Annotated in this window: 11 protein-coding genes; 8 read left to right on the top strand and 3 right to left on the bottom strand. The window is 71.5% G+C overall.

Going from position 1 to position 23,561, the window contains the following annotated elements:
• Positions 1–2: 2 nt before the first annotated feature.
• The 3 genes from ACFY8O_RS13230 to ACFY8O_RS13220 form a co-directional block, all read right to left on the bottom strand.
• Positions 3–986, bottom strand: a complete 984-nt coding sequence (locus ACFY8O_RS13230; protein ID WP_387901416.1) for an ABC transporter substrate-binding protein — start codon at positions 984–986, stop codon at positions 3–5.
• Positions 983–1,882, bottom strand: a complete 900-nt coding sequence (locus tag ACFY8O_RS13225; RefSeq protein ID WP_387901413.1) for an ABC transporter ATP-binding protein — start codon at positions 1,880–1,882, stop codon at positions 983–985. The genes ACFY8O_RS13230 and ACFY8O_RS13225 overlap by 4 nt, the downstream gene beginning before the upstream one ends.
• A gap of 348 nt (positions 1,883–2,230) precedes the next feature.
• Complete coding sequence (locus ACFY8O_RS13220; RefSeq protein WP_387901410.1) at positions 2,231–3,178, bottom strand: methionyl-tRNA formyltransferase; 948 nt, start codon at positions 3,176–3,178, stop codon at positions 2,231–2,233.
• 245 nt (positions 3,179–3,423) lie between these two features.
• Here ACFY8O_RS13220 and ACFY8O_RS13215 point away from each other — a divergent pair, with 245 nt between their 5' ends.
• From ACFY8O_RS13215 to ACFY8O_RS13180, 8 genes are all read left to right on the top strand, one after another.
• Positions 3,424–4,779 carry a lysine N(6)-hydroxylase/L-ornithine N(5)-oxygenase family protein gene (locus ACFY8O_RS13215; protein WP_387901408.1) on the top strand — a complete coding sequence of 452 codons (1,356 nt, stop codon included), beginning with the start codon at positions 3,424–3,426 and terminating at the stop codon, positions 4,777–4,779.
• Positions 4,780–4,915: 136 nt separating this feature from the next.
• A complete protein-coding gene (locus ACFY8O_RS13210; RefSeq protein WP_387901405.1) occupies positions 4,916–5,974 on the top strand; it encodes a FecCD family ABC transporter permease in 1,059 nt (352 codons plus the stop codon).
• Positions 5,971–7,032 (top strand): FecCD family ABC transporter permease, encoded by a 1,062-nt coding sequence (locus ACFY8O_RS13205; protein ID WP_387901403.1) that lies wholly within the window; start codon positions 5,971–5,973, stop codon positions 7,030–7,032. Before ACFY8O_RS13210 ends, ACFY8O_RS13205 begins: the two co-directional genes overlap by 4 nt.
• 38 nt (positions 7,033–7,070) lie before the next feature.
• Entirely contained in the window at positions 7,071–7,910 is an 840-nt protein-coding gene (locus ACFY8O_RS13200; protein ID WP_145805084.1) for an ABC transporter ATP-binding protein, read from the top strand.
• A 115-nt stretch (positions 7,911–8,025) separates the two neighbouring features.
• A complete protein-coding gene (locus tag ACFY8O_RS13195) occupies positions 8,026–9,084 on the top strand; it encodes an iron-siderophore ABC transporter substrate-binding protein (protein ID WP_387901400.1) in 1,059 nt (352 codons plus the stop codon).
• 43 nt (positions 9,085–9,127) lie between these two features.
• Positions 9,128–10,915, top strand: coding sequence for an ABC transporter ATP-binding protein (locus ACFY8O_RS13190; protein ID WP_387901398.1), 1,788 nt, complete (start codon positions 9,128–9,130; stop codon positions 10,913–10,915).
• Positions 10,916–10,972: 57 nt separating this feature from the next.
• Positions 10,973–21,874: a non-ribosomal peptide synthetase gene (locus tag ACFY8O_RS13185; protein WP_387901395.1), complete on the top strand. Its 10,902-nt coding sequence runs from the start codon at positions 10,973–10,975 to the stop codon at positions 21,872–21,874.
• Positions 21,861–23,561, top strand: coding sequence for an ABC transporter ATP-binding protein (locus ACFY8O_RS13180; RefSeq protein ID WP_387901392.1), 1,701 nt, complete (start codon positions 21,861–21,863; stop codon positions 23,559–23,561). Before ACFY8O_RS13185 ends, ACFY8O_RS13180 begins: the two co-directional genes overlap by 14 nt.

Genomic DNA, 23,561 nt, shown 5'->3' with positions numbered 1-23,561 from the left:
GGCTACTTCTTCGTCAGGGCGTCGACGAGGGAGTCGATGTACGCCTCCATCGAGCGCGGGCCACCGAACATCCAGACACCGTCGGGCAGTCGGTGCACGTTGCCGGCCTTCACGAAGGGCAGCGACTTCCACACGGCGTTCTTCGCGAGGGGGCCGGTGAAGGTGTCACCGTCGACGTCATTGGCGACGTACGGGAACTGGACGTCACCGAGGCCGGTGAGCCCTTCGACGTCGGTGGTGGCGAGGCCGTAGCTCTCGTCGCCTTCCACGGTCCAGGCGTTCTTCAGACCGAGCCGCTCGTTGACGGCGCCCAGGAGGGATCCGCTGGTGTAGGCGCGGATGGAGACCTGGTTCGACGCCTCGTAGCCGTCGGCGGTCGCGATCTCGGCACCGTCGAGCCCGGCGTCCGCGAGGGCCTTCTTGCCCTCGGTGACGCTCGCCTCGAAGTCCTTCTTCAGGGCGTCCGCCGCGTCCTCCTTGCCGGTGGCCTTGGCGATGAGGTCGAGCCCGTTGTTCATCGTGCCGATCTGGTCGGAGGCGTCGGCGGCCTTCACCTCCAGGACGGGGGCGACCTTGCGGAGCTGCTTCACCACGGCCGGCGCGAGGTCGCTGGTGGCGACGACGAGGTCGGGCGCGAGGGCGGCGACGGTGTCGATGCTCGGCTCGCCTCGGGTCCCGATGTCCTTGGGGCTACCGGTGAGCGGGGCCGACGTGTTCCACGCGGTGTACCCCTTCACGTCCGCGACACCGACGGGGGCGACACCGAGGGCCACCAGGTCCTCGACCACGTTCCACTCGGTGGCGACGACCTTCGTGGCGGGTCCGTCGAGGGTCACCTTCGTGCCCTTGTCGTCGGTGAGGGTGATCTTTCCCGCGGGCTTGGCCGAAGCGGCGGCGTCGTCGGTCGAGGGCTCCGTGGTCCCGCAGGCGGCCAGGGAGAGGGCGGCGACGGCGACGGTGGCCGAAGCGAGGAGGTGGCGTCTCATGGGGAGGTGCTGAACCTTTCGGATCTGGAGTGGTGGCGGCCGATCGCGCGGGTGCGCAGTCCGCCGGTGGAGGGGTCGTGGTCGACGTCGATGCGGATGCCGTAGACGTCGGAGAGGAGGTCCGGAGTGAACACGTCCTCGGGCACACCGTCGGCGACGACGCGGCCCGCGTGGAGCAGGGCGACCCGGTCGGCGACTGCTGCTGCCTGGTCGAGATCGTGCAGTACGACGCCCACGGCGATCCCGTGGTGGTCGGCGAGATCGCGCATCAGGTCCAGGAGTTCGACCTGATAGCGGAGATCGAGGTAGGTGGTGGGCTCGTCGAGGAGCAGGACGCCCGTCTCCTGGGCGAGGCAGCTCGCGAGCCACACGCGCTGGAGCTGGCCGCCGGAGAGCTGTTCGACGCCCCGGCCGGCGAGGTCCTCGACGCCGGTGAGACGCAGCGCCCGGTCGACGGCGGCGGTCCCCCTGGGGTCGGCACGGCCCCAGCGGCCCCGGTAGGGGTAGCGGCCGAAGTCGACCACGTCCCGGACCGTGAGTCCGCCCGGCGTCGAGCGGGACTGGGTCAGGAGCGCGACACGACGCGCGAACTCGCGTGCGCCGAGTGCGAGTCCGTCCACGGCCTCGTCCGTGCCGGCGCCGACCGTCAGCGTGCCGCTGCGCGCGCTCTGCAGCCGGGCGAGCGTGCGCAGCAGCGTCGACTTGCCGCTGCCGTTCGGGCCCACCAGGGCCGTCACCTCCGCCGGGCGCAGGGTGATGGAGGCCTCGTGGACGACGTCGACCTGACCGTACGCCACGGTCACCCCGTCGGCGGACAGACCGTGACCGCGCGTGGGCGGCACGGCGGCAGCCACAAGGGTGTCCGCAGCCCTGGAAGTGCTCTCACCAGCTCTCATGCCGATTAGGTTAGCCTGACCTTAGCTTCCCGGTAAACGCACCCCTCCCCATGAAGGCCGAAGGCGCCGTCGCGGGGCAGGGGGACGAGCGCCGGTGGCGTGCCGAGGCCGTCGCCTCCCGGTGCTCTCCGCCGGGCCCCGTCCCCGCGCGAAGTGGGGTGAGCCCGTCCCCGCGAGGGCTGCGGCTCCGGTCCGTAGGGATGGGTCAACTCGACTGTCGGCCAGGAGAGTTCGCCCCCGGTCCGCCTGCGGAGAGAGGCGTTCCGGGGCCGGGGCGGACGGTGGCGCGCGGCGGCCCTCCCGGGAGAGGTCACCGCGCGGGCCCCTGTGTGCCCTGCCGCTGCGGCGTCAGGGGCGACCGGTCAGATAGCCGCCCATGGTCGCGAAGTACTCCGTGGCGGGCATCTCCCGGCCGTCCTCGGTGCGTACGCGGGTGATGGCCAGCCCGTGGTTACGGCCCGTGCGCGCGTCGGACCCGGCGACGATCACCACGCCGTCACCCTCGCGGTAGAAGATGCGGCCGGGTGTTCCGCCGTAACGACCCTCGGACACCACCGCGGCGAGGATCTCCAGGCGCCTGCCCTTGTGGAAGGTGAAGGCGCTGGGGTACGGCTCGGACTGGGCGCGCACCAGGCGTTCGAGATCCTCCGCGGGCCAGCCCCAGTCGATACGGATGTCCTCGGCCGACCGCTTGTGGAAGAAGCTCGCCTGGGAGCGGTCCTGCCGGGTGAACTCCGTCGTGCCGGACGCGATCAGGTCGAGTGCCCCGATGGTGACCGGGCCGATGAGATCGACCGTCTTGTGGAAGAGGTCCGTCGTGGTGTCCCTCGGCCCCACGGGAACGGCCTCCTGCCGGACGATGTCGCCGGCGTCGAGCTCGTCGTTCATCATGTGCGCGGTGACGCCCACTTCGGATTCGCCGTTGATCAGCGCCCAGATCAGCGGGGAGAAGCCGGCGTACTTCGGCAGCAGCGAGTCGTGCACGTTCAGGGTGCCGTTGCGCGGGAGCCGGAAGATGCGCGGCGGGATCCAGGTGCGCCAGTTGTTGGCGACGATGATGTCCGGGTCGGCCTCCTTCAGCCGCTCGAACAGCTCCTCGTCGTCGGGCCGGTTGCGGATGAGCACCGGCACGTTGTGCTCCTCGGCCAGGTCGGCGACGGAGTCGCTCCAGATCTTCTCGTAGGCGTGCTCGCTCTTGGGGTGCGTCACGACCAGCACGACGTCGTGTTCGGAGTCCAGGAGGGCTTGCAGGGTTCGGTGCCCCCAGGTCTGGTAACCGAACATGACGACCCGCATGGGGTTCCTCCTCAGCGCAGGGATTGACCGAGGTTCAGTAAAGCGAGGCTCACCTAACTTTGCAACGGGTCACCCTGAGGGGCCAGTTGGTGCCCCCGCGTCACCCGGTAGTCCGTTTTGCCCTATCGACAGCTCCGAAAGATGAGCTTAGGCTCACCTAAGTTCAGCGGGTCGCTCCGTCGGCGTGCCCGCCTCTCCACCTTCCCCACGCCTGCTAGGCGGCTTGCCCGCACGATGGGAGTGACATGTCTCAGGTTCTGCCTGGCGACGCACCACAGGTCCATGACCTCATTGGGATCGGCTTCGGCCCCTCCAACGTGGCCATGGCGATCGCGATCGGCGAGCACAACGCGGCCACAGGCACGCAGGAGGCGGTCAGCGCCCACTTCTTCGAGCAGCAGCCGCGCTTCGGATGGCACCGCGGAATGCTGATCGACGACGCGACCATGCAGGTGTCCTTCCTCAAGGACCTGGTGACGCTCCGGAACCCGACCAGCGAGTTCAGCTTCCTCTGCTACCTGAAGAGCAAGGGCCGGCTGGTCGACTTCATCAACCACAAGAACCTCTTCCCCCTGCGGGTGGAGTTCCACGACTACTTCGAGTGGGCCGCGGCCAAGGTCGACGACATGGTCTCGTACGGCCACGAGGTCGTCGGTGTCACTCCCGTGCACCGCGACGGGGTCGTGGAGCACGTGGACGTGACGGTCCGTTCGAACGAAGGACTCGTGGTCCACCGGGCGCGCAACGTCCTCATCGGCACGGGGCTGCGCCCTCTCGTCCCGGAGGGGGTGGAGCGGGGTGACCGTGTCTGGCACAACTCCGAACTGCTGGCCAAGGTGGGGGAACTGGACAGCACCGCGCCGCCCACCCGGTTCGTCGTCGTGGGCGCGGGGCAGAGCGCCGCGGAGAACGTCGCGTATCTGCACCGCCGCTTCCCCGATGCCGAGGTGTGCGCCGTCTTCTCCCGTTACGGCTACAGCCCCGCGGACGACAGCAGCTTCGCCAACCGGATCTTCGACCCCGACGCCGTGGACGAGTACTTCGCCGCGCCCGAGGACGTCAAGCGGCGGCTGATGGACTACCACGGCAACACGAACTACTCCGTGGTGGACATCGACCTGATCGACGACCTCTACCGCCAGATGTACCAGGAGAAGGTGCTGGGCACCGAGCGGCTGCGCTTCCTCAACGTGTCCCGGCTCGTCGGGGTCGAGGAGACGCCGGACAAGGTCCGGGCGTCGGTGAGGTCGCTCGTGACGGGCGAGGAGACCGTCCTGGACGCCGACGTGGTCGTGTTCGCCACGGGCTACAGCCCCGTGGACCCCCTCGGCCTGCTCGGTGACGTCGCGGACCACTGCCTCCGGGACGAGGAGGGGAGGGTCCGTGTCGAGCGTGACTACCGCATCGCGACGGACCCCGGACTCCGCTGCGGCATCTATCTGCAGGGCGGCACCGAGCACACGCACGGCATCACGTCCGCCCTGCTGTCCAACACCGCGATCCGGGTCGGCGAGATACTCGACTCGCTGCTGGACCGGGGGGTCAAGGCCGCCTCGGACGAGGCCCGGCTGGTCGCGGACGGCTCCGGCTCGGTCGCCTAGGGTTCTCCACCCGGTCCTGCCTCCGGCCGCGCCCGGCCGGAGGTGCGAAGCGGCGCGTGAGGCCACGCAGCCCCGTGCCTCACCAGCCCAACTCCCCATGCCTGCACGGTGGATCAAAGGGATAGCGTACGTCGACATGAGCACGACTGCTGTGGAGCGTCCCGCGCCCCGGGGCGCGCCGGAGGCCCGCCGGCTACGGGCCGGGGGGCTCGGCGCGCTCGTCGTGGTCCTGGCGATCGCCGCGGCCGTGTCGCTGGCCGTGGGTCCGCGTGCGCTCAGTCCCGGCGAGGTGTGGGACGGGCTGTTCGCGACCCCGGACGGCGGCGAGGGCCTCACGGAGATCCGGCTCATCGTCCAGACGGTGAGGGTGCCCCGGACGGTGCTCGCGGTCGTGGCGGGCCTCGCCCTCGGGGTCGGCGGGTCCCTGATCCAGGGGTACACACGCAACCCGATCGCCGACACGGGCCTGCTGGGGGTCAACGCGGGCGCCTCGTTCTCCGTGGTGTCCGTGATCGCCGTCTTCGGCCTCACCCACCCCTTCCACTACGTCTGGTTCGCCTTCCTGGGCGCGGCTGCCGCGGGGGTCGTGGTGTTCGGGCTGTCGAGCATCGGCCGGGGCGCGGGCAACCCCCTCACTCTGGCGCTGGCGGGACAGGGGGTGACCGTGTTCCTCGCGGCGATGACGACGGCCGTAGCGCTGTCCGACCAGAAGTCGCTGAACGCGCTGCGCTTCTGGAACTCGGGCTCCGTGGCCGGGGTGGGATTCGACGTCATCTGGCCGGTGACCGGGTTCGTCGTGGCCGGGCTCGTACTGGCCCTGACGACGCTCCCCTCGCTCAACCTGCTCAACCTGGGTGACGACGTGGCGCGCGGCCTCGGGGTCAGCATCGCGATGAGCCGGACCGTCGGCATCCTCGCCATCACCCTGCTGGCCGGCGCGGCGACGGCGGCCTGCGGTCCCATCGCGTTCCTCGGGCTCATGGTGGCCCATGTGGCCCGCTACCTGACCGGTCCCGACTACCGCTGGCTCGTGCCGTACGCGGGCCTGCTGGGCGCCGCACTCCTCCTGGTCTGCGACATCGTGGGGCGCGTGGTGGTGCGGCCGGGGGAACTGGACGCGGGTGTCCTCGTCTCCCTCCTCGGAGCCCCGTTCTTCGCGGTTCTGGTGTGGCGAGGAAAGTTCAGGAGCGCATGAACGCGACAGAGGTGAAGCCGCGGACGGCCCCCGGCGTGCGGCTCGGTGAGGTCTCCTTCGTCTGGCGGCCCTGGCTCTTCGGCGTCACGCTGCTGCTCGCCGCGGCGGCCTTCCTGGTGTTCTGCCTGTCCATCGGGGTGGGGGACTTCCCCATCGGCCTGTCCCGCGTCATGGCCACCGTCGTGGGGCGGGGCGAGCAGGTGGACGAGTTCGTCATCATGGACCTGCGGATGCCGCGCGCCCTCGCCGGGCTGGTGGTGGGAGTGGCGCTCGGGGTGTCGGGGGCGATCACGCAGTCCGTCGCACGCAACCCGCTGGCCAGCCCGGACGTCCTGGGGATCACCGGGGGAGCGGGCGCGGTGGCGGTGTGCCTGGTGACGGTGTCGGGCGGCGCGTCCGCCGCCGTCGTCAGCACGGTGGGCCTGTCCGCCGCAGCCCTCGCGGGCGGTCTCGGCACGGGACTGCTGGTGTACTTCCTCGCCTGGCGGCGTGGGATCGACGGCTTCCGGCTCATCCTCATCGGTATCTCGGTGAGCGCCGTGATGGAGGCGATCACCGCCTGGCTCCTGGCCACGGCCGACATCCGGGACGTCGCCAGAGCCCAGGCATGGCTGGTCGGCTCGCTGGACAACAGGTCGTGGGACGAGGTCCGTCCGGCCACGTGGTGCACCCTCGGCCTCATTGCGGTGGTGGCGTGCGTCACCTTCCAGTTCAAGCCGATGCACCTGGGTGACGACATCGCCGCGGGGCTGGGCGTCCGCTGCACGAGGGTGCGGGCGGTCCTGCTGCTGTGTGCGGTGCTGCTGGCCGGGGCGGCGGTGAGCGTGGCGGGCCCCGTGCCCTTCGTCGCGCTGGTGGCCCCGCAGGTCGCGATGCGGGTGGTCAGGTGCCCCACCCCGCCGATGGTGGCGTCCGGTCTCGTGGGGGCGGTGCTGCTGACCGGCGCGGACCTGATCGCGCGTTCGGCGCTGCCGATCACCCTCCCGGTGGGCGTGGTCACCGCTGCGATCGGCGGGCCCTTTCTTGTGTACCTGCTGGTACGGGCGAACCTCAGATAGGTGAAGCACTCGATGGACGACCCGGACGAGGGGGGCCCGTGGCGGCTCAGCGCATGACCAGGACCGAATCCACGGTCGACGACGTTCCCCGGCTCGAAGCCAGGGGCGTGTCGGTCGGCTACGGGGGCAGGACCGTCATCGACGGTCTCGACGTCGCTGTCCCGCCCGGCCTGGTCACCACGATCATCGGGCCCAACGGCTGTGGCAAGTCGACCCTGTTGAGGACCCTGACGCGACTGCTCAAGCCGACCGGGGGTTCGGTCGTGCTGGACGGAGTGGACATCGCCACGCTCAGGACCAGGGAGGTGGCGAAGAAACTCGGCCTGCTCCCGCAGGCCCCGGTCGCGCCGGAAGGGCTGACGGTGGCCGACCTCGTCGCCCGGGGCCGTCATCCGCACCAGAGCTGGCTGCGGCAGTGGTCGTCGGACGACGCCTCCGTCGTGGAGCGCGCGCTCGCCATGACGGGGGTCGCCGAGCTCGCCCACCGGCCCGTCGACTCGCTGTCCGGCGGCCAGCGCCAGCGCGTCTGGATATCGATGACGCTGGCGCAGGGCACGGACCTCCTGCTGCTGGACGAGCCGACCACCTACCTGGACCTGGCGCACGCGATCGACGTACTCGACCTGGTGGACGATCTGCACGAGTCCGGCCGCACCGTGGTCATGGTGCTCCACGACCTCAACCTGGCCACGCGTTACAGCGACCATCTCGTCGTGATGCGAGCCGGGGAGATCCTCGCTCAGGGGCACCCGCGCGACGTGATCACGGCGGAGTTGCTCCAGGAGGCATTCGGGCTGCGGGCCAAGGTGATCGACGATCCGGTGGGTGACCGCCCCCTGGTCGTGCCGATCGGGCGCACGCATGTTCAGTTCAACTGAGGGTTCCCCTACGTAATTTGGAATGGTTAGGCTAGGCTAACCTCATCTCGCTTGGGTAAGGTTTGGCTGCCCTCGGACGGGGTGCGGCGGACGGTGTGAGAGCAGGGGATTTCGGATGCTTTTCCAGAGAGCGGCGTTTCTCGGGTCATGGCGGCGGGTGGTCGCGACACTGTCGGCCGTGACCCTCGGCGTCGGCCTCCTCGCGGGATGCGGTTCCGACGAGGAGAAGGGGACGACCGACAAGGCCGCGGCCCCTGCCTCCGGAGCCGGCGCGTTCCCCGTCACCGTGGAGCACGCCTTCGGATCCACCGAGATCACCAAGGCCCCCCAGCGGGTCGTGTCCGTCGGCTACACCGACGACCAGGCCATCCTGGCGCTCGGCATCAAGCCGGTCGGCATGGTGGACCAGTACCCCAACCCGGCGGGCACGTCGCCCGACATCAACACCCAGTGGCCCTGGGTGAAGGACAAGTGGGGGGACACCCGCCCCGAGGTCGTCATGAGCAACGGCGACGCGGGCCCCAACTACGAGAAGATCGCCTCCCTGCGCCCCGACCTGATCGTCGCGGTCTACTCCGAGATCGACCGGGCCGCCTACGACAAGCTGTCGAAGATCGCACCGACGGTGGGCCGCACCAAGGCCGAGAAGGAACTCTTCAGCGCCCCGTGGCAGGACAACGCGGTGCACATCGCCAAGGCGCTCGGCAAGGAGGACGAGGGCGCCGCACTGGTGAAGGGAATCCAGGACAAGCTCGACGCCGCCGCTGAGGCGCATCCGGAGTTCGCCGGCCGGACCGCGGTCGCGCTCTCCTGGTACGAGGACTCGGTCGCACCGTTCACCACCACCGACGTACGCGGTCGCCTGGTGACCGGCATCGGCTTCCAGGGCACGACGAAGATCGACGAGATCGCTGACGGCAAGTTCTACACCAAGCTGTCCCCCGAGCGCATGGACCTGATCGACGTCGACCGGATCTTCGTCATCAACGACAAGGCCGACCAGGAGGCGCTGAAGAAGTTCGAGCTCTTCACCAACCTGCCCGCGGCCAAGCAGGGCAAGGTCTCCTACCTCCTGGACAGCGAAGGTCCCGCCGTCGGCGCGGCCATGTCCCAGGGCACCCTGCTCTCCCTGCCGTACGCGATCGACGAACTCGTCAAGTCGGTGGACCAGTGACGCCTGTACGCCCGCCCCGTCGCCGTCCCGAACCGGTTCCCGAGTGAGCGGCACCGACACGCGCGCCGCCCCGGCAACCCTGCGCACGGCCGCCGGGCGCGAGGCCGGCGGATGGGTCGCCGCGCGCTGCCGCGAAGTGCCGTGGCTGACCGCGGCCACCGTGCTGAGCACCGTGGCCGGGGCGACGCTCCAGGTGCTCCCCGTGCTCCTGCTCGGCCAGGTGGTCGACGGTGTGGTCCAGGGCGAGGGCCGCTCGGTCCTGGTCACCATCGGCATCCTGATGGGGGCTGCCGCGCTGCTCGGCGCGGCGGCCACCGCCGTGTCGACGTATCTGATCGGGCGGCTGGGCGCGGACCTCCTCGCGCGGCTCCGCGAAGGTGCCGTACGGGCGGTGCTGGGGATGCCGAGCGCACGGATCGAGCAGGTCGGCCGTGGCGACGTGCTCTCCCGCGTCGGTGACGACGTCGCCGTGCTGTCCAGGGGTATCCGTTCGGCCATCCCCACGGTCTTCTCGGCCGGGGTGCTCGTCGCCATCGCCACGATCGGCATGTTCGGACTGGACTGGCGGCTCGGTCTGGCGGGCGCGGGCGCCCTGCCCGCCTACGCGCTGGCCCTGCGCTGGTATCTGCCCCGGTCCGCCCCGCTCTACCGTAAGCAGCGGGCGGCCCAGGCCGACCGTGCGCAGGCGCTCATCAGCGGTCTGAACGGGATCGACACCGTCCGGGCGTACCGGCTGGAGGGCGACTTCCGCGAGAAGGTCACCGACAAGTCGTGGCGCGTGCGCGAGCTCGGGATCGACGTCTTCCGGATCTTCGGCCGGTTCGTCGGCAGGGAGAACCGCGCCGAGTTCATCGGGCTGGTCCTGATCCTCGTCGTCGGGTACGCCCTGCTGGAGGCCGGCGCCGCGAGCCTCGGCGAGGTGTCGGCGGCCCCGCTCATGTTCCACCGGCTGTTCACCCCGCTGGGCGCCATCATGTTCACCTTCGACGAGGCACAGAAGTCCGGGGCGAGCCTGACCCGGCTGGTCGGGGTCCTGGGGGAGGAGGCCGAGGAGCGGCTGGTGGGCGACGCCTCCGTCGCGCCGGCGGACTCCGCGCCCCACCCGGTCGAGGTCGAAGGGCTGACCTTCCGTTATCCCGGCTCCGACGCGCCGGTCCTGCGGGACGTCAGCCTGAGCATCCCGGCCGGCGGCTCCCTCGCCCTGGTCGGGGCGACGGGTGCGGGGAAGTCGACGCTGGCCGCGCTGATCGCGGGCATCGGGTCCCCGCAGAGCGGGACGGTGCGCATCGGACCGCACGACCTCGCCGGACTGGACGAGGCCGGAGCACGGGCGCTGGTCAGCATCCTGACCCAGGAGACCCACGTGTTCTCCGGTTCGCTCGCCGACGACCTGAGGCTGGCCGCACCGGGAGCGACCGACGCGGAACTGGCTGACGCCCTGCGTACGGTGGGCGCCGACGGCTGGGTGGACGCGCTGCCCGAAGGAATGGACACCCCGGTCGGTGAGGGCGGCGAACGTCTGGACGTCACGAAGGTGGCCCAGATCGCCCTGGCCCGGCTGGTGCTGACCCGGGCACCCGTGGTGGTGCTCGACGAGTCGACCGCGGAGGCGGGCAGCGAAGGCGCCGCCGAGCTGGAGAAGTCCGTACTGGCCGCCTGCTCGGGCAGGACCACGCTGTTCGTCGCCCACCGCCTGACCCAGGCGATGGCGGCTGACCGGATCGCGGTCCTGGACACCGGACGTGTCGTGGAGCAGGGCACGCACGACGAACTGGTGGCCCTGGGCGGCCGGTACGCACGTCTGTGGCAGGCCTGGCGCGAGGGCAGTTGAACAAGCCGAGTCGGGTGCGAGCCCACTCTCCTACGCTGGAAGGACGTTGAGTCTTCGATGGTGGATCCGAGCGCTCGCCTCGTGCTGCTTTCTCCTACGGGCCTGGCCGGTGTGCGCAGGCGCACCGGCGACCACGCCGACCGGACCATCGCCCAGGCGTGCGCCATCGGCCTGGCCTACTGGGCGACGGGCCGCAGTCCCGAGGGCATGGAACTCACCCCCGGCACCCTGTTCGCCGACGTACTCGGCTGGGCCGGCAACGGCGGCAGCGCCCCCGAGGGCTGGTCGGTGGGGGCCGACGGGCGCAGCATCACCATCCCCGAAGGCGTCGAGCGAGCCGACGCGCAACTCGCGCTGGACGACCTGGCCGACTTCCCCGACCGGCCGGTCGGCACCATCGGGCCCTCCAGCCCGGAGGCGAGGATCGAGGCGCTCACCCGGTGGAACGACACGGCGGCCCCTCGCGTCCGCCCCACCGTCGTGGAGATGTTCCGGGAGCAGGCGCGTCTGCGCCCCGACGCCGTCGCGGTCGTCGATGAACATCGCTCGCTGACGTATCGTCAGGTGGCCGAGGCGTCGGCTCAATTGGCGCACCACCTGATCGGCCGCGGGCTCACCTCCGAAGAGGTCGTCGGCATCTCCCTCAGCCGCTCCGCCGACCTGGTCGTCGGCCTGCTCGGGGTGCTCCAGGCCGGCTGTGCCTTCGTCCCCCTCGATCCGCAGTGGCCTGCCGCGCGCCGCGCCGTCGTCGTCGAGGACGCCCGGGTGGTACTGCAGCTCAACGCCTCGGGCGAACACGCCGAGGGCGAACCGGCGGCCGTCCCTGTCGATCTCGGTGACTGGAGCTTCGGCGCACACCCCGCGGTGGCACCGGAGGTGACCGTACCCGGGAACGCCCTGGCCTACGTGATCTTCACGTCCGGCTCCACCGGACGGCCCAAGGGTGCGATGATCCGGCACGAGGCGATCAGCGAGCGCCTGCTCTGGCAGGTCGACGAGATCCTGCACTTCGGCCACGACGACGCCTCTCTCTTCAAAGCCCCGCTGTCCTTCGACATCTCCATCAACGAGATCTTCCTGCCCCTGGTCAGCGGCGGCAGACTCGTGGTTCTGCGGCCGGGCGGCGAACGCGATCCGCAGCACCTGCTGAGCGTGATGGCCGACCAGCGCGTCACCTTCACCTACCTCGTCTCCTCCATGCTCGACGTCCTGCTGGAGATGGCGGGCGACTCCGGGCGGCTGGACAGCCTGCGCCATGTGTGGTGCGGCGGTGAGGTGCTGACGCCCGAACTGTACGAGCGGTTCCGCACCCGGCTCGACATCCCGATGTACCACGGCTACGGCCCGGCCGAGACGACCATCGGCGTCTCGCACGTCATCTACCGGGGCGCGGCGGAGCGGCTGTCGACCTCCATAGGCAAGGCCAACCCCAACACCCAGCTGTACGTGCTGGACGACGAGCTGCGCCCGGTCCCGGTCGGAGTCGGCGGCGAGCTGTACGTGGGAGGGTTCCTCCTGGGGCGCGGCTACGTCAACGCGCCAGGTCTGACGGCGTCCCGGTTCGTCGCGAACCCCTTCGCGGACGACGGGTCCAGGCTCTACCGCACCGGCGACCTCGCGCGCTTCGCCCCGGACGGGTCGCTGGACTTCCTCGGCCGCGCCGACAACCAGATCAAGATCCGCGGCATGCGGCTGGAGATCGAGGACGTCGAGGTGGGGCTGGCGGAGCACCCCGGCGTACGGCACAGCTGTGTCGTCGCCAGGAAGAACTCCGCGGGCGGCACCTATCTGGTCGGTTACGTGATTCCGTCCGCAGGCCACGAGGACCTGGCGGAGGACGAGGTCAAGGCATGGGCCGCCGGGCACATGGTGGAGTACATGGTGCCCGCCCACGTGGTCGTGGTCGACGCGTTCCCGCTCACCGCCAACGGCAAGCTCGACCGGGCCGCGCTGCCGGAACCCCGCACCGCGCCGGGCTCGGTCCTCCCGCCCACCACCGAGAACGAGCGCCTGGTGTGCGCCACGGTGGCGTCCGTGTTGCGTCTCGAAGAGGTGGGTGTCGACCAGGACTTCTTCCGGCTCGGCGGAGACAGCATCCTGGCGATCTCGCTGCTGAGCGCGCTGCGCGAGGCGGGGCTCTACGTCACGGCACGCCAGATCTTCACCCACAGCGTCGTCGGGGCGCTGGCCGCGGTGGCGAGCCGCGAGGACGTCTCCGCCGGCAGGAGCGGCGACACGCCCACCGGCCCCGTCGTGGGATCGCCCATCGTGCAGTGGCTCGGTGAGACGACCGACGCGATCGACGGCTTCGTGCAGTCGGTGGTGCTGAACGTGCCGGCGGAGCTCACCGGGGACGCACTCGACCGGATGCTCACCGCCGTCGTCGAGCGGCACGACATGCTGCGCGCCCGGCTGGTGCGCGGCGACCGGTGGAGCTTCGACATCCCCCCGGCGGACGGCGCCGGCGCGCACTGGCAGGAGAGCGACCTGCCGCCCGACGCCTGCGCCGAGCTCGCCTCCGAGGGGCTGGACCCGGACGCCGGTGTGATGCTGCGCGCCGTCTGGCGCCGCCGGGCCCGGCAACTGGTGCTGGCGGCCCACCATGTGGTGATCGACGGCGTGTCCTGGCGCATCCTCTTGGAGGACCTCGCCACGGCATGGCGACAGCACGTCTCCGGCGCCCCTGTCCAGCTGCCCCCGGTGGGCACCTCCTTCAGACGCTGGACGCAGCTGCTGGAGGCAACGGAGTTCACGGCGGACGGCGGCTACTACCGGCGTCCCCTGCCGGGGCCCGACCGGCCGGTGGGGCGGCGCGCGCCGTCCCCCGCCGACACCGTGGCCCGGGAGCAGATCAGGACCGTGACGGCCGACCCCGCGACCACGGCCGCACTGCTGGGCGAGACACCCGCGAAGTTCCACGCCGCGGTCAACGACGTATTGCTGACCGGGCTGTCCGTGGCCCTCGCCCGATGGCGCCGGGACCTCGGGCAGGACCAGACCTTCGCCCACATCGAGCTCGAAGGTCACGGCCGCGAAGGGCGGTTCGTGGCGGAGACCGCCGGGTACGAACCCGAACTCTCGCGGACGGTGGGCTGGTTCACCACCCTGTTCCCCGTCGTGGTGGACCCCGGCGCGGCGCCCGACCTCACCGCGCCCGCCTACCTGGCCGCCGCAGTGAAGGCGGTCAAGGACGACCTCGCCCGGGTGCCCGCCAACGGCCTCTCCTACGGTGTCCTGCGCCACCTGGCCGGCGCCAGGTTCGACGCGACGGCCCCGCAGGTGCTCTTCAACTACCTGGGCCGCTTCGACTCGGGCACTGCGGGGGACTGGGAGTTCGCGGGGGCCACGGGCCAGTTGGGCGAACGGCGCGACCCGAGGATGCGCCTGCCGCGCGCCCTGGAGTTCAACGCGATCGCCGAGCCCGCCGAGGACGGTGCGTACGAGCTGGTCACCACCATCTCGTGGCCCGACGGCATGTTCACCGACGAGGACATCACCGCCATCGGCCGGTACTTCCTGGAGGCCCTGACCGGCTTGGCCGCGCTCGACGAGGGCGGCCACTCGCCCAGCGACTTCGGCCTCGTGCGGCTCACGCAGACCGACGTAGACGCCCTGGACGGACCGGCGCTCCGCGACATCCTGCCCCTGACCCCCCTTCAGGAAGGTCTCTACTTCCACTCGGTCTTCGACGAGGACACGCGGGGCAGCTACGTCGAGCAGCAGCTGCTGACGCTGGAAGGCGACGTCGACGCGGACCGCCTCGCCGCAGCGGCCACCCGGCTGCTCACCCTGTTCCCGAACCTCGCCGCACGGTTCGTGGCGCTGACCGACGGCCGCGTGGTCTCCGTCCTGGAAGGCGGCACGAGCGCCCCCTTCACCACCCTGGACCGGCCGGGGATCACCGAGGAGGAGATCCGCGACCTCGCCGAGCGGGACCGCCGCGCCGGATTCGACCTGGCCACGGGGCCGTTGATGCGGTACACGCTCGTCCGGGCGGGAGCCGGGCACCACGTGCTCGTCCAGACCGTCCACCACATCATCGCGGACGGCTGGTCGGTTCCTCCGATGCTCCGCGCGCTGCTCGCCGAGTACCACGCGCCGGGCAGCCTGTACCCGCTCGGCGGCTTCCTCGACTACGTCCGGTGGCTCGCGGGCCTCGACGAGGGCGAGAGCGACCGGGTGTGGCGCGAGCAGCTGGACGGACTGCCCGGCCCTTCGCTCGTCGCCGACGGGCACACCCCCTCCGACCGGTTCGCCGACACCGCCGTGGTGCCGGTGGAGGACGTCGACGAGGGAGCGCGCTCCGCGGGCGTGCCTCTGAGCGTCGCCGTGCACAGCGCCTGGGCGGTGGCACTCGGCGGCATCGTGCACACGCGGGACGTGGTGTTCGGCTCGACCGTGTCAGGGCGCGACGCGGAGGTGCCCGGCATCGGGGAGATGGTGGGCCTGTTCATCAACACCATCCCCGTGCGGGCCCGTTGGGACGACGGCACCACCGCGCGTGAGCTGCTCGCCTCGGTGCGCGAGCACCAGAGCGCCGTACTGCCGCACCAGCACGTCTCGCTGGCGAGGATCGGCCGGCGGACCGGCGGCGGAGCCCTCTTCGACACGCTCGTGGTCTTCGACGTCGCGACCGACCTGGGAGACCTCCGGGGACCGGACGACGAGCTGGTGATCACCGCCCTGGTGAACGAGGGTGCCCCCCACTACCCCCTGACCCTGGTGGTCGAACGAGACTCGGAGGGCCGTCCGCGCTTCAACCTGATCTACGACGGCGCACTGCTGCGGGAAGGGGACGCCCAGGGGATCCTGCGCACGTTCACCCGAGCCCTCGCCGGGCTGCTCACCCGGCTGGACGCCCTCGTCGAGGAGCTGGCACCCGGCACCGCCCAGGAGCAGGGGCAGGTCGCCCCGACGACGCTCGGCCGGCTGTTCGACGACGCCGCGCGGCGCGGCCCGGAGTCCCGTGCCGTCACCCTGTGCACCTTCGACGGCGGAACGAGGTCGCTGACGTACCGCGAACTCGCGGACACGAAGGACGCCCTGGCTGCGTCCCTGCGCGCGGCCGGAGCCGGGCCGGGCCGACGGGTCGCCGTCGCCGTGCCACGCTCCCTGGAACAGGTCGTCGCCCTGATCGCCGTCGTCAGTGCCGGCGCCGCGTACGTACCGCTGGATCTGGCGTACCCGGACGAACGCCTGGAGTACGTCCTCGCCGACTCCGCCCCCCAGGTCGTCCTCGTGGCCCCGGGGGAGCGGGACCGCTTCACGGAGCTGCTCGACCGGTGCGGGGTGTCGGCGCGCGTGCTCGTGACGGGGGAGGAGCCCGCCGAGTCCGCCCCGGAGCACGGACTGCCGCCCGCCGCCGGGGCCGGATGGCACGACCCCGCGTACGTGATCTACACGTCCGGCTCGACCGGCAGGCCCAAGGGCGTCGTCGTGCCGCACTCCAGCGTCGTGACCCTGCTCGCCAACACCCGGCCCGCCATGGGATTCGGGCCGCACGACGTCTGGGTCCAGTTCCACTCCTCCTCCTTCGACTTCGCCGTCTGGGAGCTGTGGGGCGCACTCACCCACGGCGCCGAGCTCCTCGTACCCGACCACGCGCTCACCCGCTCCCCGGTGGACTTCCACCGGCTCGTCCGCGAGCACGGAGTGACCGTCCTCAACCAGACCCCCTCGGCCTTCTACCGCTTCGTCGAGGCCGACCGGCACACCGCAGAACCCCTCCCCGCCCTGCGCCGCGTCATCTTCGGTGGTGAGGCGCTGGACCCGGCGCGGCTGCGCGGCTGGGTCGAGCGGCACGGCACCGCTTCGCCGGAGCTGGTCAACATGTACGGCATCACCGAGACCACCGTCCACGTCACCCACCGGGTGCTCACCCCTGAGGACTTCGACGGCGACGTCAGCCCGATCGGCGGCCCGCTGCCCGGGCTGGTCACCTATCTGCTGGACGACCGGCTGCGGCCCGTGCCGCCCGGCCGGGTCGGCGCCATCTACGTCGCGGGCGACCAGGTGTCGCTCGGATACCTCGGCAGGCCGGGGCTCACCGCCGGGCGGTTCGTGGCGAACCCGTTCACCGGGGACGGCTCACGGATGTACCACACGGGTGACCTCGCCCGCCGCACGCTCGGCGGCGAGCTGGAGTTCACCGGCCGCGCCGACGACCAGGTGCAGCTCAAGGGCTTCCGCATCGAACTTGGTGAGGTCGAGTCCGCGATCCGCGAGCTCGACGGTGTGGTCGACGTGGCCGTCACCGTGGCGGCCGAGGGGGACCATCTCGTCGCCCACCTCGTGGGACACGCCCCCGGCGACCTCACCGCCGTCCTGGCCAGCAAGCTGCCCGCCCACATGGTCCCCGGCCGGGTGCTGACGATCGACGCCCTCCCGCTGACCGTGAACGGCAAACTCGACCGCAAGGCCCTGGCCGAGCGTGCCGCGCCGGACGTCTCACAGCCCGCCGCCACCGCGAGCGGCACCGTGCTCGACGCGCTCGTCGGCATCTTCGCCGACGCCCTGCCGGGCGCCCCTGCCGTGGACGGCGACACGGACTTCTTCATGGCCGGCGGGGACAGCATCGTGGCGATCACGGTCATCAACCGGGCCCGGGCTCTCGGGCTGCGGATCGCGCCACGCGACGTGTTCCTCCTCAAGACACCCCGGGCGCTCGCGGGACGTCTGACGACGGACGCACCGCAGGACCCCGCCCCCGCACCCGTCCGGCAGGACGGCCCGCTGCCTCCCACGCCGATCATCCTGCGCCAGCGGGAACTGGGCGGATCGCTCGCCCGGTTCGCCCAGGCCAGGACGCTGGCGGCAGCCGAGGACACCGGCTTCGCCGATGCCGAGCGCGCCGCGAACGCGGTCGTGGCCGCACATCCGATGCTGCGCCTGCGCCTGGACACCGCGCACGGGGTATGGGTCCTGCGCACCGAACCGCCCCGCCCGGTCACCGTGGTCCGCAGGGCGGACACGTCCGACGCGGCCACCGCCGCGAACGAGGCCGCCGGGCTGCTCGATCCGGAGTCCGGTGAGGTCATCGCGTTCACCTGGCTGGACGCGAGCCGGACCCTCGTGGTCACCGCGCACCACCTCGTCGTCGACGCGGTCTCCTGGCTGATCCTTCTGGACGACCTGGCCGCCGCGATGCGCGGGGCGGAGCTGCCGGCGCCGACCACGCCCTACGCCGCGTACGCCGAGGCCCTGAGCATCGGGTCCGCCCACGTCACCGAGAGCCTCGGGCACTGGATGACCACGCTCCAGGCACCCCCGCTGGTCCCCGCGCCCGGGAGTCCGCGCGAGACCACCGTCGTCCTCGCCCCCGAGGTGAGCGACCGGCTGACCCGCACCGCTCCCGCCGCGCTCGGCATCGGGCTCACCGAGCTCCTCTGCGGCGCGCTGCGTACCGCGCTGACACGGATCCAGCCAACCCCCACCGACCTGGCGATCGACCTGGAACGTCACGGCCGGGTCCCGCTGGCGGAGGGCCACGACTACACGCGTACGGTCGGCTGGTTCACCTCCATCGCGCCCGTGCGCCTCACCGCGCACACCGACCCCGTGGCGGCGGCCCGCGAACTCGTCGCGCGTCAGCCCGACGCACTCGGGCACCTCGCCTACGGGCAGCTGCGCCACCTCGACCCGCAGACCGCCCCGCTGCTGACCGCCCGTCCCCAGGTGCTGTTCAACTACCTGGGCCGGGGCGGTGAGACGCTGGCACCGCACATCACCGGCGGCGAACAGGGGAGCCCGTACGCCGTCGAGGTCAACGCCTGGACCGACGAGGTGACCGGTGGCCTGCACGCGGTGTTCACGCTCGCCGACGGCATTCCCGACGAGGTGACCGACCACTGGCGCGGCGCTCTGGAACGCCTCGCCGACGCCGCCGCGACGGCCGTACGGACCGCACCGGTCACCCCGCTCCAGCGCGGTCTGTACTTCCAGGCCCAGATGGCAGGCTCGGCGGGCCACTACGTCGCCCAGAGCTACTTCGGCTTCGACCGACGCCTGGACACCGAGGCGCTCGCCGAGGCGATGGCGTACGTCATCGCGCGCCACCCCGGCGTGGGCGCCGGCTTCGCCACCGACGACCACGGCAACCCCGTCCAGGTGCTCGCGCCGGGGCGGCGGGTCGACGTCCGCACGGTCCGGCTGTCGTCGGACACGGAGGTCGACGCCTTGCGCGCCCGGGACCGTGACACGGGCTTCGACACCGGCGAACCACCGCTGATCCGGCTGACCGTCGTACGTCTTCCCGGTGGTCACGACGGCCTGCTGCTGAGCTACCACCTGCTGCTGTGGGACGGCTGGTCCCGCGAGATCCTGCTGCGGGACCTCTTCGGCGCCTACCAGGCCCTCCTCGCGGGTGAGGAGCTGGACGCGGCTCCCGCGACGCCCAGCTTCGAGGACCACGCCCGGGAGCTGGACGCCAGGGACGCCGCCGCGTCCGAGCGGTTCTGGGCGGACCACCTGGCCGGCCTCACCGGCCCCACGCTGCTCGCCGGTCCACGCGCGTCCTTCCCCGACGAACTGCCGCGCGCACTCGTCCACACCCTGACCGCCGCGCAGTCCGACCTGCTGCGGGACGCGGCCAGGACCCACGGCGTCACGCTGAACTCGGTGCTCACCGGCGCCTTCGGCCTCCTGCTGGGCGCGCACACGGGCCGCAGCGACGCGGTCTTCGGCGTGACGGTCTCGGGCAGGGAGGGAGAAGGCCTGTCCGGGATCGTCGGGGTGTTGCTCAACACCGTGCCGATGTGGACACGCGCCCGGCCCGACGACAGCGTCGGGGCCTATCTGGCATCCGTCCAGACGGCCAGGGTCGACGCGATGGAGCACGAACACCTGGGGCTGGGGGAGATCCAGCGGGCCAGCGGGCACGACAGCCTCTTCGACAACCTCTTCGTGCTCCAGAACTTCCTGGACATGGACGCCTTCGCCGAGATGAACGCCCGGCACGGCATCACGGCGGTCGCGGCGGACGATTCGACGCACTACCCGTTCACCTGGGTCGTCACGCCGGGCGACCGGCTGACGGTCAAGCTGGAGTACCGCGACGGCGACGCGCGGAAGGCACGCCGGCTCGTCGACGACTACCTGCGTGTCCTGGAGGACCTGGCCCGGGCCACCGGGCCGGTCGGTGCCCTGCGGGGTCTCGCGCCGGCCCCGGAGCCCGGCGAGCGCACCGACATCGGCACGGACACCGTCGTCGACCGGTTCGACCGCGCGGCGGACCGGAACCCGCAGCGGGTGGCCCTCGTCGCCCACGGAGCGTCCATGACGTTCGCGCAGCTCCGGGACCGCAGCCGCGCGTGGGCGGGCGTGCTCGCCGGGCGCGGGATCGGGCCGGAGCGGACCGTGGGCCTCGCCGTCCCGCGCTCCCTCGACTCGATCGTGGCCCTCTTCGCCGTGCTGCGGGTGGGGGCGGCGTACGTCCCGCTGGAACTGGACCACCCGGACGAGCGGATCGCCTCGATCCTCGACGGCGCCCGCCCGGACGTGATCCTCACCGTGAGCTCCGTGGCCCACCGGCTGACCGGTGACCTGATCGAGCTCGACCGCCCTCTGCCGCGGAGCGAGCCCTTCGTGACGTTCGCGCCGGACTCTCCGGACCGCCTGCGGCACCCCGCGTACACGATCTACACCTCCGGGTCGACCGGGAAGCCCAAGGGAGTGGTCACCGAGTACGCGGGACTCACCAACATGCTGATCAACCATCAGCGGCGGATCTTCGAGCCGGTGCTGGCCGGCCACGGGCACCGCGTCTTCCGTATCGCGCACACGGTCTCCTTCGCGTTCGACATGTCGTGGGAGGAGCTGCTGTGGCTCGCCGACGGCCACGAGGTGCACATCTGCGACGAGGAACTGCGCCGCGACGCACCCCGTCTCGTGGAGTACTGCGCCGAGCACAGGATCGACGTCATCAACGTGACCCCGACCTACGCGCAGCAACTCCTCGCCGAAGGGCTGCTCGACGACCCCGAGCGGCGGCCGGCGCTGGTGCTGCTGGGCGGTGAGGCCGTCACCCCGGCGCTGTGGCAATGGCTCGCCGGGACGGAGGGAACGGCCGGTTACAACCTGTACGGGCCCACCGAGTACACCATCAATACCCTCGGAGTCGGCACCTTCGAATGCCAGGACCCGGTGGTGGGCGTGGCCATCGACAACACGGACGTCTACGTGCTGGACCCGTGGCTGCGCCCACTGCCGGACGGCGTGCCCGGGGAGCTCTACGTCTCGGGCGTCGGCATCGCGCGCGGCTACCTCGGGCAGCCCGCCCAGACGGCGCACCGCTTCGTCGCGTGCCCGTTCGGGGAGCCCGGCGAGCGCATGTACCGCACCGGCGACCTGGTCGTGCGGCGGCCCGACGGGAACCTGATGTACCTCGGCCGCACCGACCAGCAGGTCAAGATCAGGGGACACCGGGTCGAACTGGGCGAGGTGGAGGCCGCGTTCGCCGCCCACCCGGCGGTCCGGTTCGTCGCCGCGGTGGCCCAGCCCGACCCGCAGGTCGACGGTTCGCACCGGCTGGCCGCCTATCTCGTGCTGAGCGGCTCCGACCTGCCGACGGTCGCCGCCGAGGCCGGCGGCGGGCTGCCCGACTTCCTGCGCCCGACGCACTACGCCCAGGTCGACAGCATCCCCCTGACCGTGAACGGGAAGGCCGACACCAAGGCGCTGCCCGAGGCGAGGCCGCTCGGCGTGCTGACCACGGGGGGCGAACGCGGCCCGGAGACCGAGACGGAGACAGTGGTCTGCGAGTTCTTCGCCGAGGCCCTCGACCTGGACGACGACGAGGTGAGCGCGGTCAGCGACTTCGTGTCCCTCGGAGGGCACTCCATGCTGGCGGTGCGCCTGATCGGGCTGCTCCGCCGCGAGTACGGTCCTGTGATCACGATCCGTGATCTGCTCACCCTTCGAACCCCGGAAGCGATTGCCCGCCATCTTGATGACAACTGCTGACACGAAGCGGCCCCGTCCCGGGGCCGGAATCCTGCGGACCGCACTGCGCCGCAACGCCGGTGCGGTGGTTCGCGGCACCCTCCTCATGGGTCTCTACCAGGCGGGTGAGACCGCCTTCCCCATCGCGCTCGGCCTGATCGTCGAGCACACCATGCGCGAGCGCAGCCTCGGCTCGCTCGGCCTGTCGATCGCCGGGCTGGCCGTGATCATCACGACCGTCTCGCTGTCGTGGCGGTTCGGGATGCGCGTCCTGCAGAAGGCCAACACGACCGAGGCGCACCGCTGGAGGGTGAAAGTCGCCGCGTGCGGACTCCAGCCGGTGGCCAGGGACGTCGACCTGAAGTCCGGCGAGGTGCTGACCATCGCCACCGAGGACGCCGACCAGACCGCCGACATCGTCGAGGTCGTGCCACTGCTGGTGAGTTCGCTGGTCGCCGTGGTCGTCGCGGCGGTCGCGCTGGGACTGGCCGACGTCCGGCTAGGCCTGCTCGTGATCGTGGGGACCGTCGCGATCCTCTCGGTCCTGAGCGTGATGTCCCGGCGGATCGGTTCGAGCACCCGCGAACAGCAGGCCCGGGTGGCGCGCGCGGGAGCCAAGGTGGCCGACCTGATCACCGGGCTGCGCCCCCTGCACGGCTTCGGCGGCAACCACGCGGCGTTCCGGTCCTACGAGAAGGTCAGCACGGAGGCGAAGCACCAGGCGGTCACCGTCGCCAGGGTCAACGGCGTGTACGCGGGAACGGCCCTCGCCCTCAACGCGGTCCTCGCCGCCGCCGTGACCCTGACGGCGGGCTGGCTGGCGTACGAAGGCCGGATCACCGTCGGGGAACTCGTCATGGCCGTGGGGCTGGCCCAGTTCATCATGGAGCCCCTCAAGATGTTCTCCGAGATGCCGAAGTACGTCATGATGGCGCGCGCGTCGGCGGAGCGGATGGCCCTGGTGCTCATGGCGCCGCCCCTCACGGAGCCGGGCTCGCAGCAGCCGGGGGAGGGCGGAGAACTGGAGATCGACGGCGTACGGTACGGCGCCTTGCGGGAGCTGAAGTTCCAGGTGCGTGCGGGCGAGTTCGTGGCGATCGCGGCCTACCAGCCGCGTGCGGCGGCGGACCTGGCGTCGGTCCTGGGGGCGAACGTCCCGCCGCACGCCTACGAAGGGGTGGTGCGGGTCGGCGGCCGGGAGATCGCGGAGCTGTCGGTCGAGGCGCTCCGCGCGCACATGCTGGTGAACCCCTATGACGCGGAGATCTTCGCGGGCACTCTCCGTACCAACATCGATCCCTCGGGCACCAGCCGTATCATCCCGGAAGCCGTCGAGGCGTCCCTGCTGACCGATGTCGTCGCCCTGCAACGCGAAGGCCTCGACCACGCCGTCCGCGACCGTGGCGCGAACCTCTCCGGGGGACAGCGGCAGCGGCTCTCCCTGGCCCGGGCCCTCGCCGCCGACTCCGGCATCCTCGTCCTGCGCGACCCGACGACCGCTGTCGACGCGGTCACCGAGCAGCTCATCGCACGCAACATCGCCAAGCTGCGGCGCGGCCGGACCACCGTGGTGATGACCAGCAGTCCGGCGCTCCTGGACGCGGCCGACCGGGTCCTCGTCCTCGACGACGGCGTCGTCACCGCCGAGGACACCCATCGCAACCTGCTGGCCACCGACGCGGAGTACTGCCGCGCGGTGGCCAGGTGA

It is taken from the genome of Streptomyces argenteolus, assembly GCF_042902585.1.
Taxonomy (GTDB): domain Bacteria; phylum Actinomycetota; class Actinomycetes; order Streptomycetales; family Streptomycetaceae; genus Streptomyces; species Streptomyces argenteolus.
The sequence above is the reverse complement of the archived record's forward strand: the minus strand, read 5'-3'. Positions and strand labels throughout refer to the sequence as shown.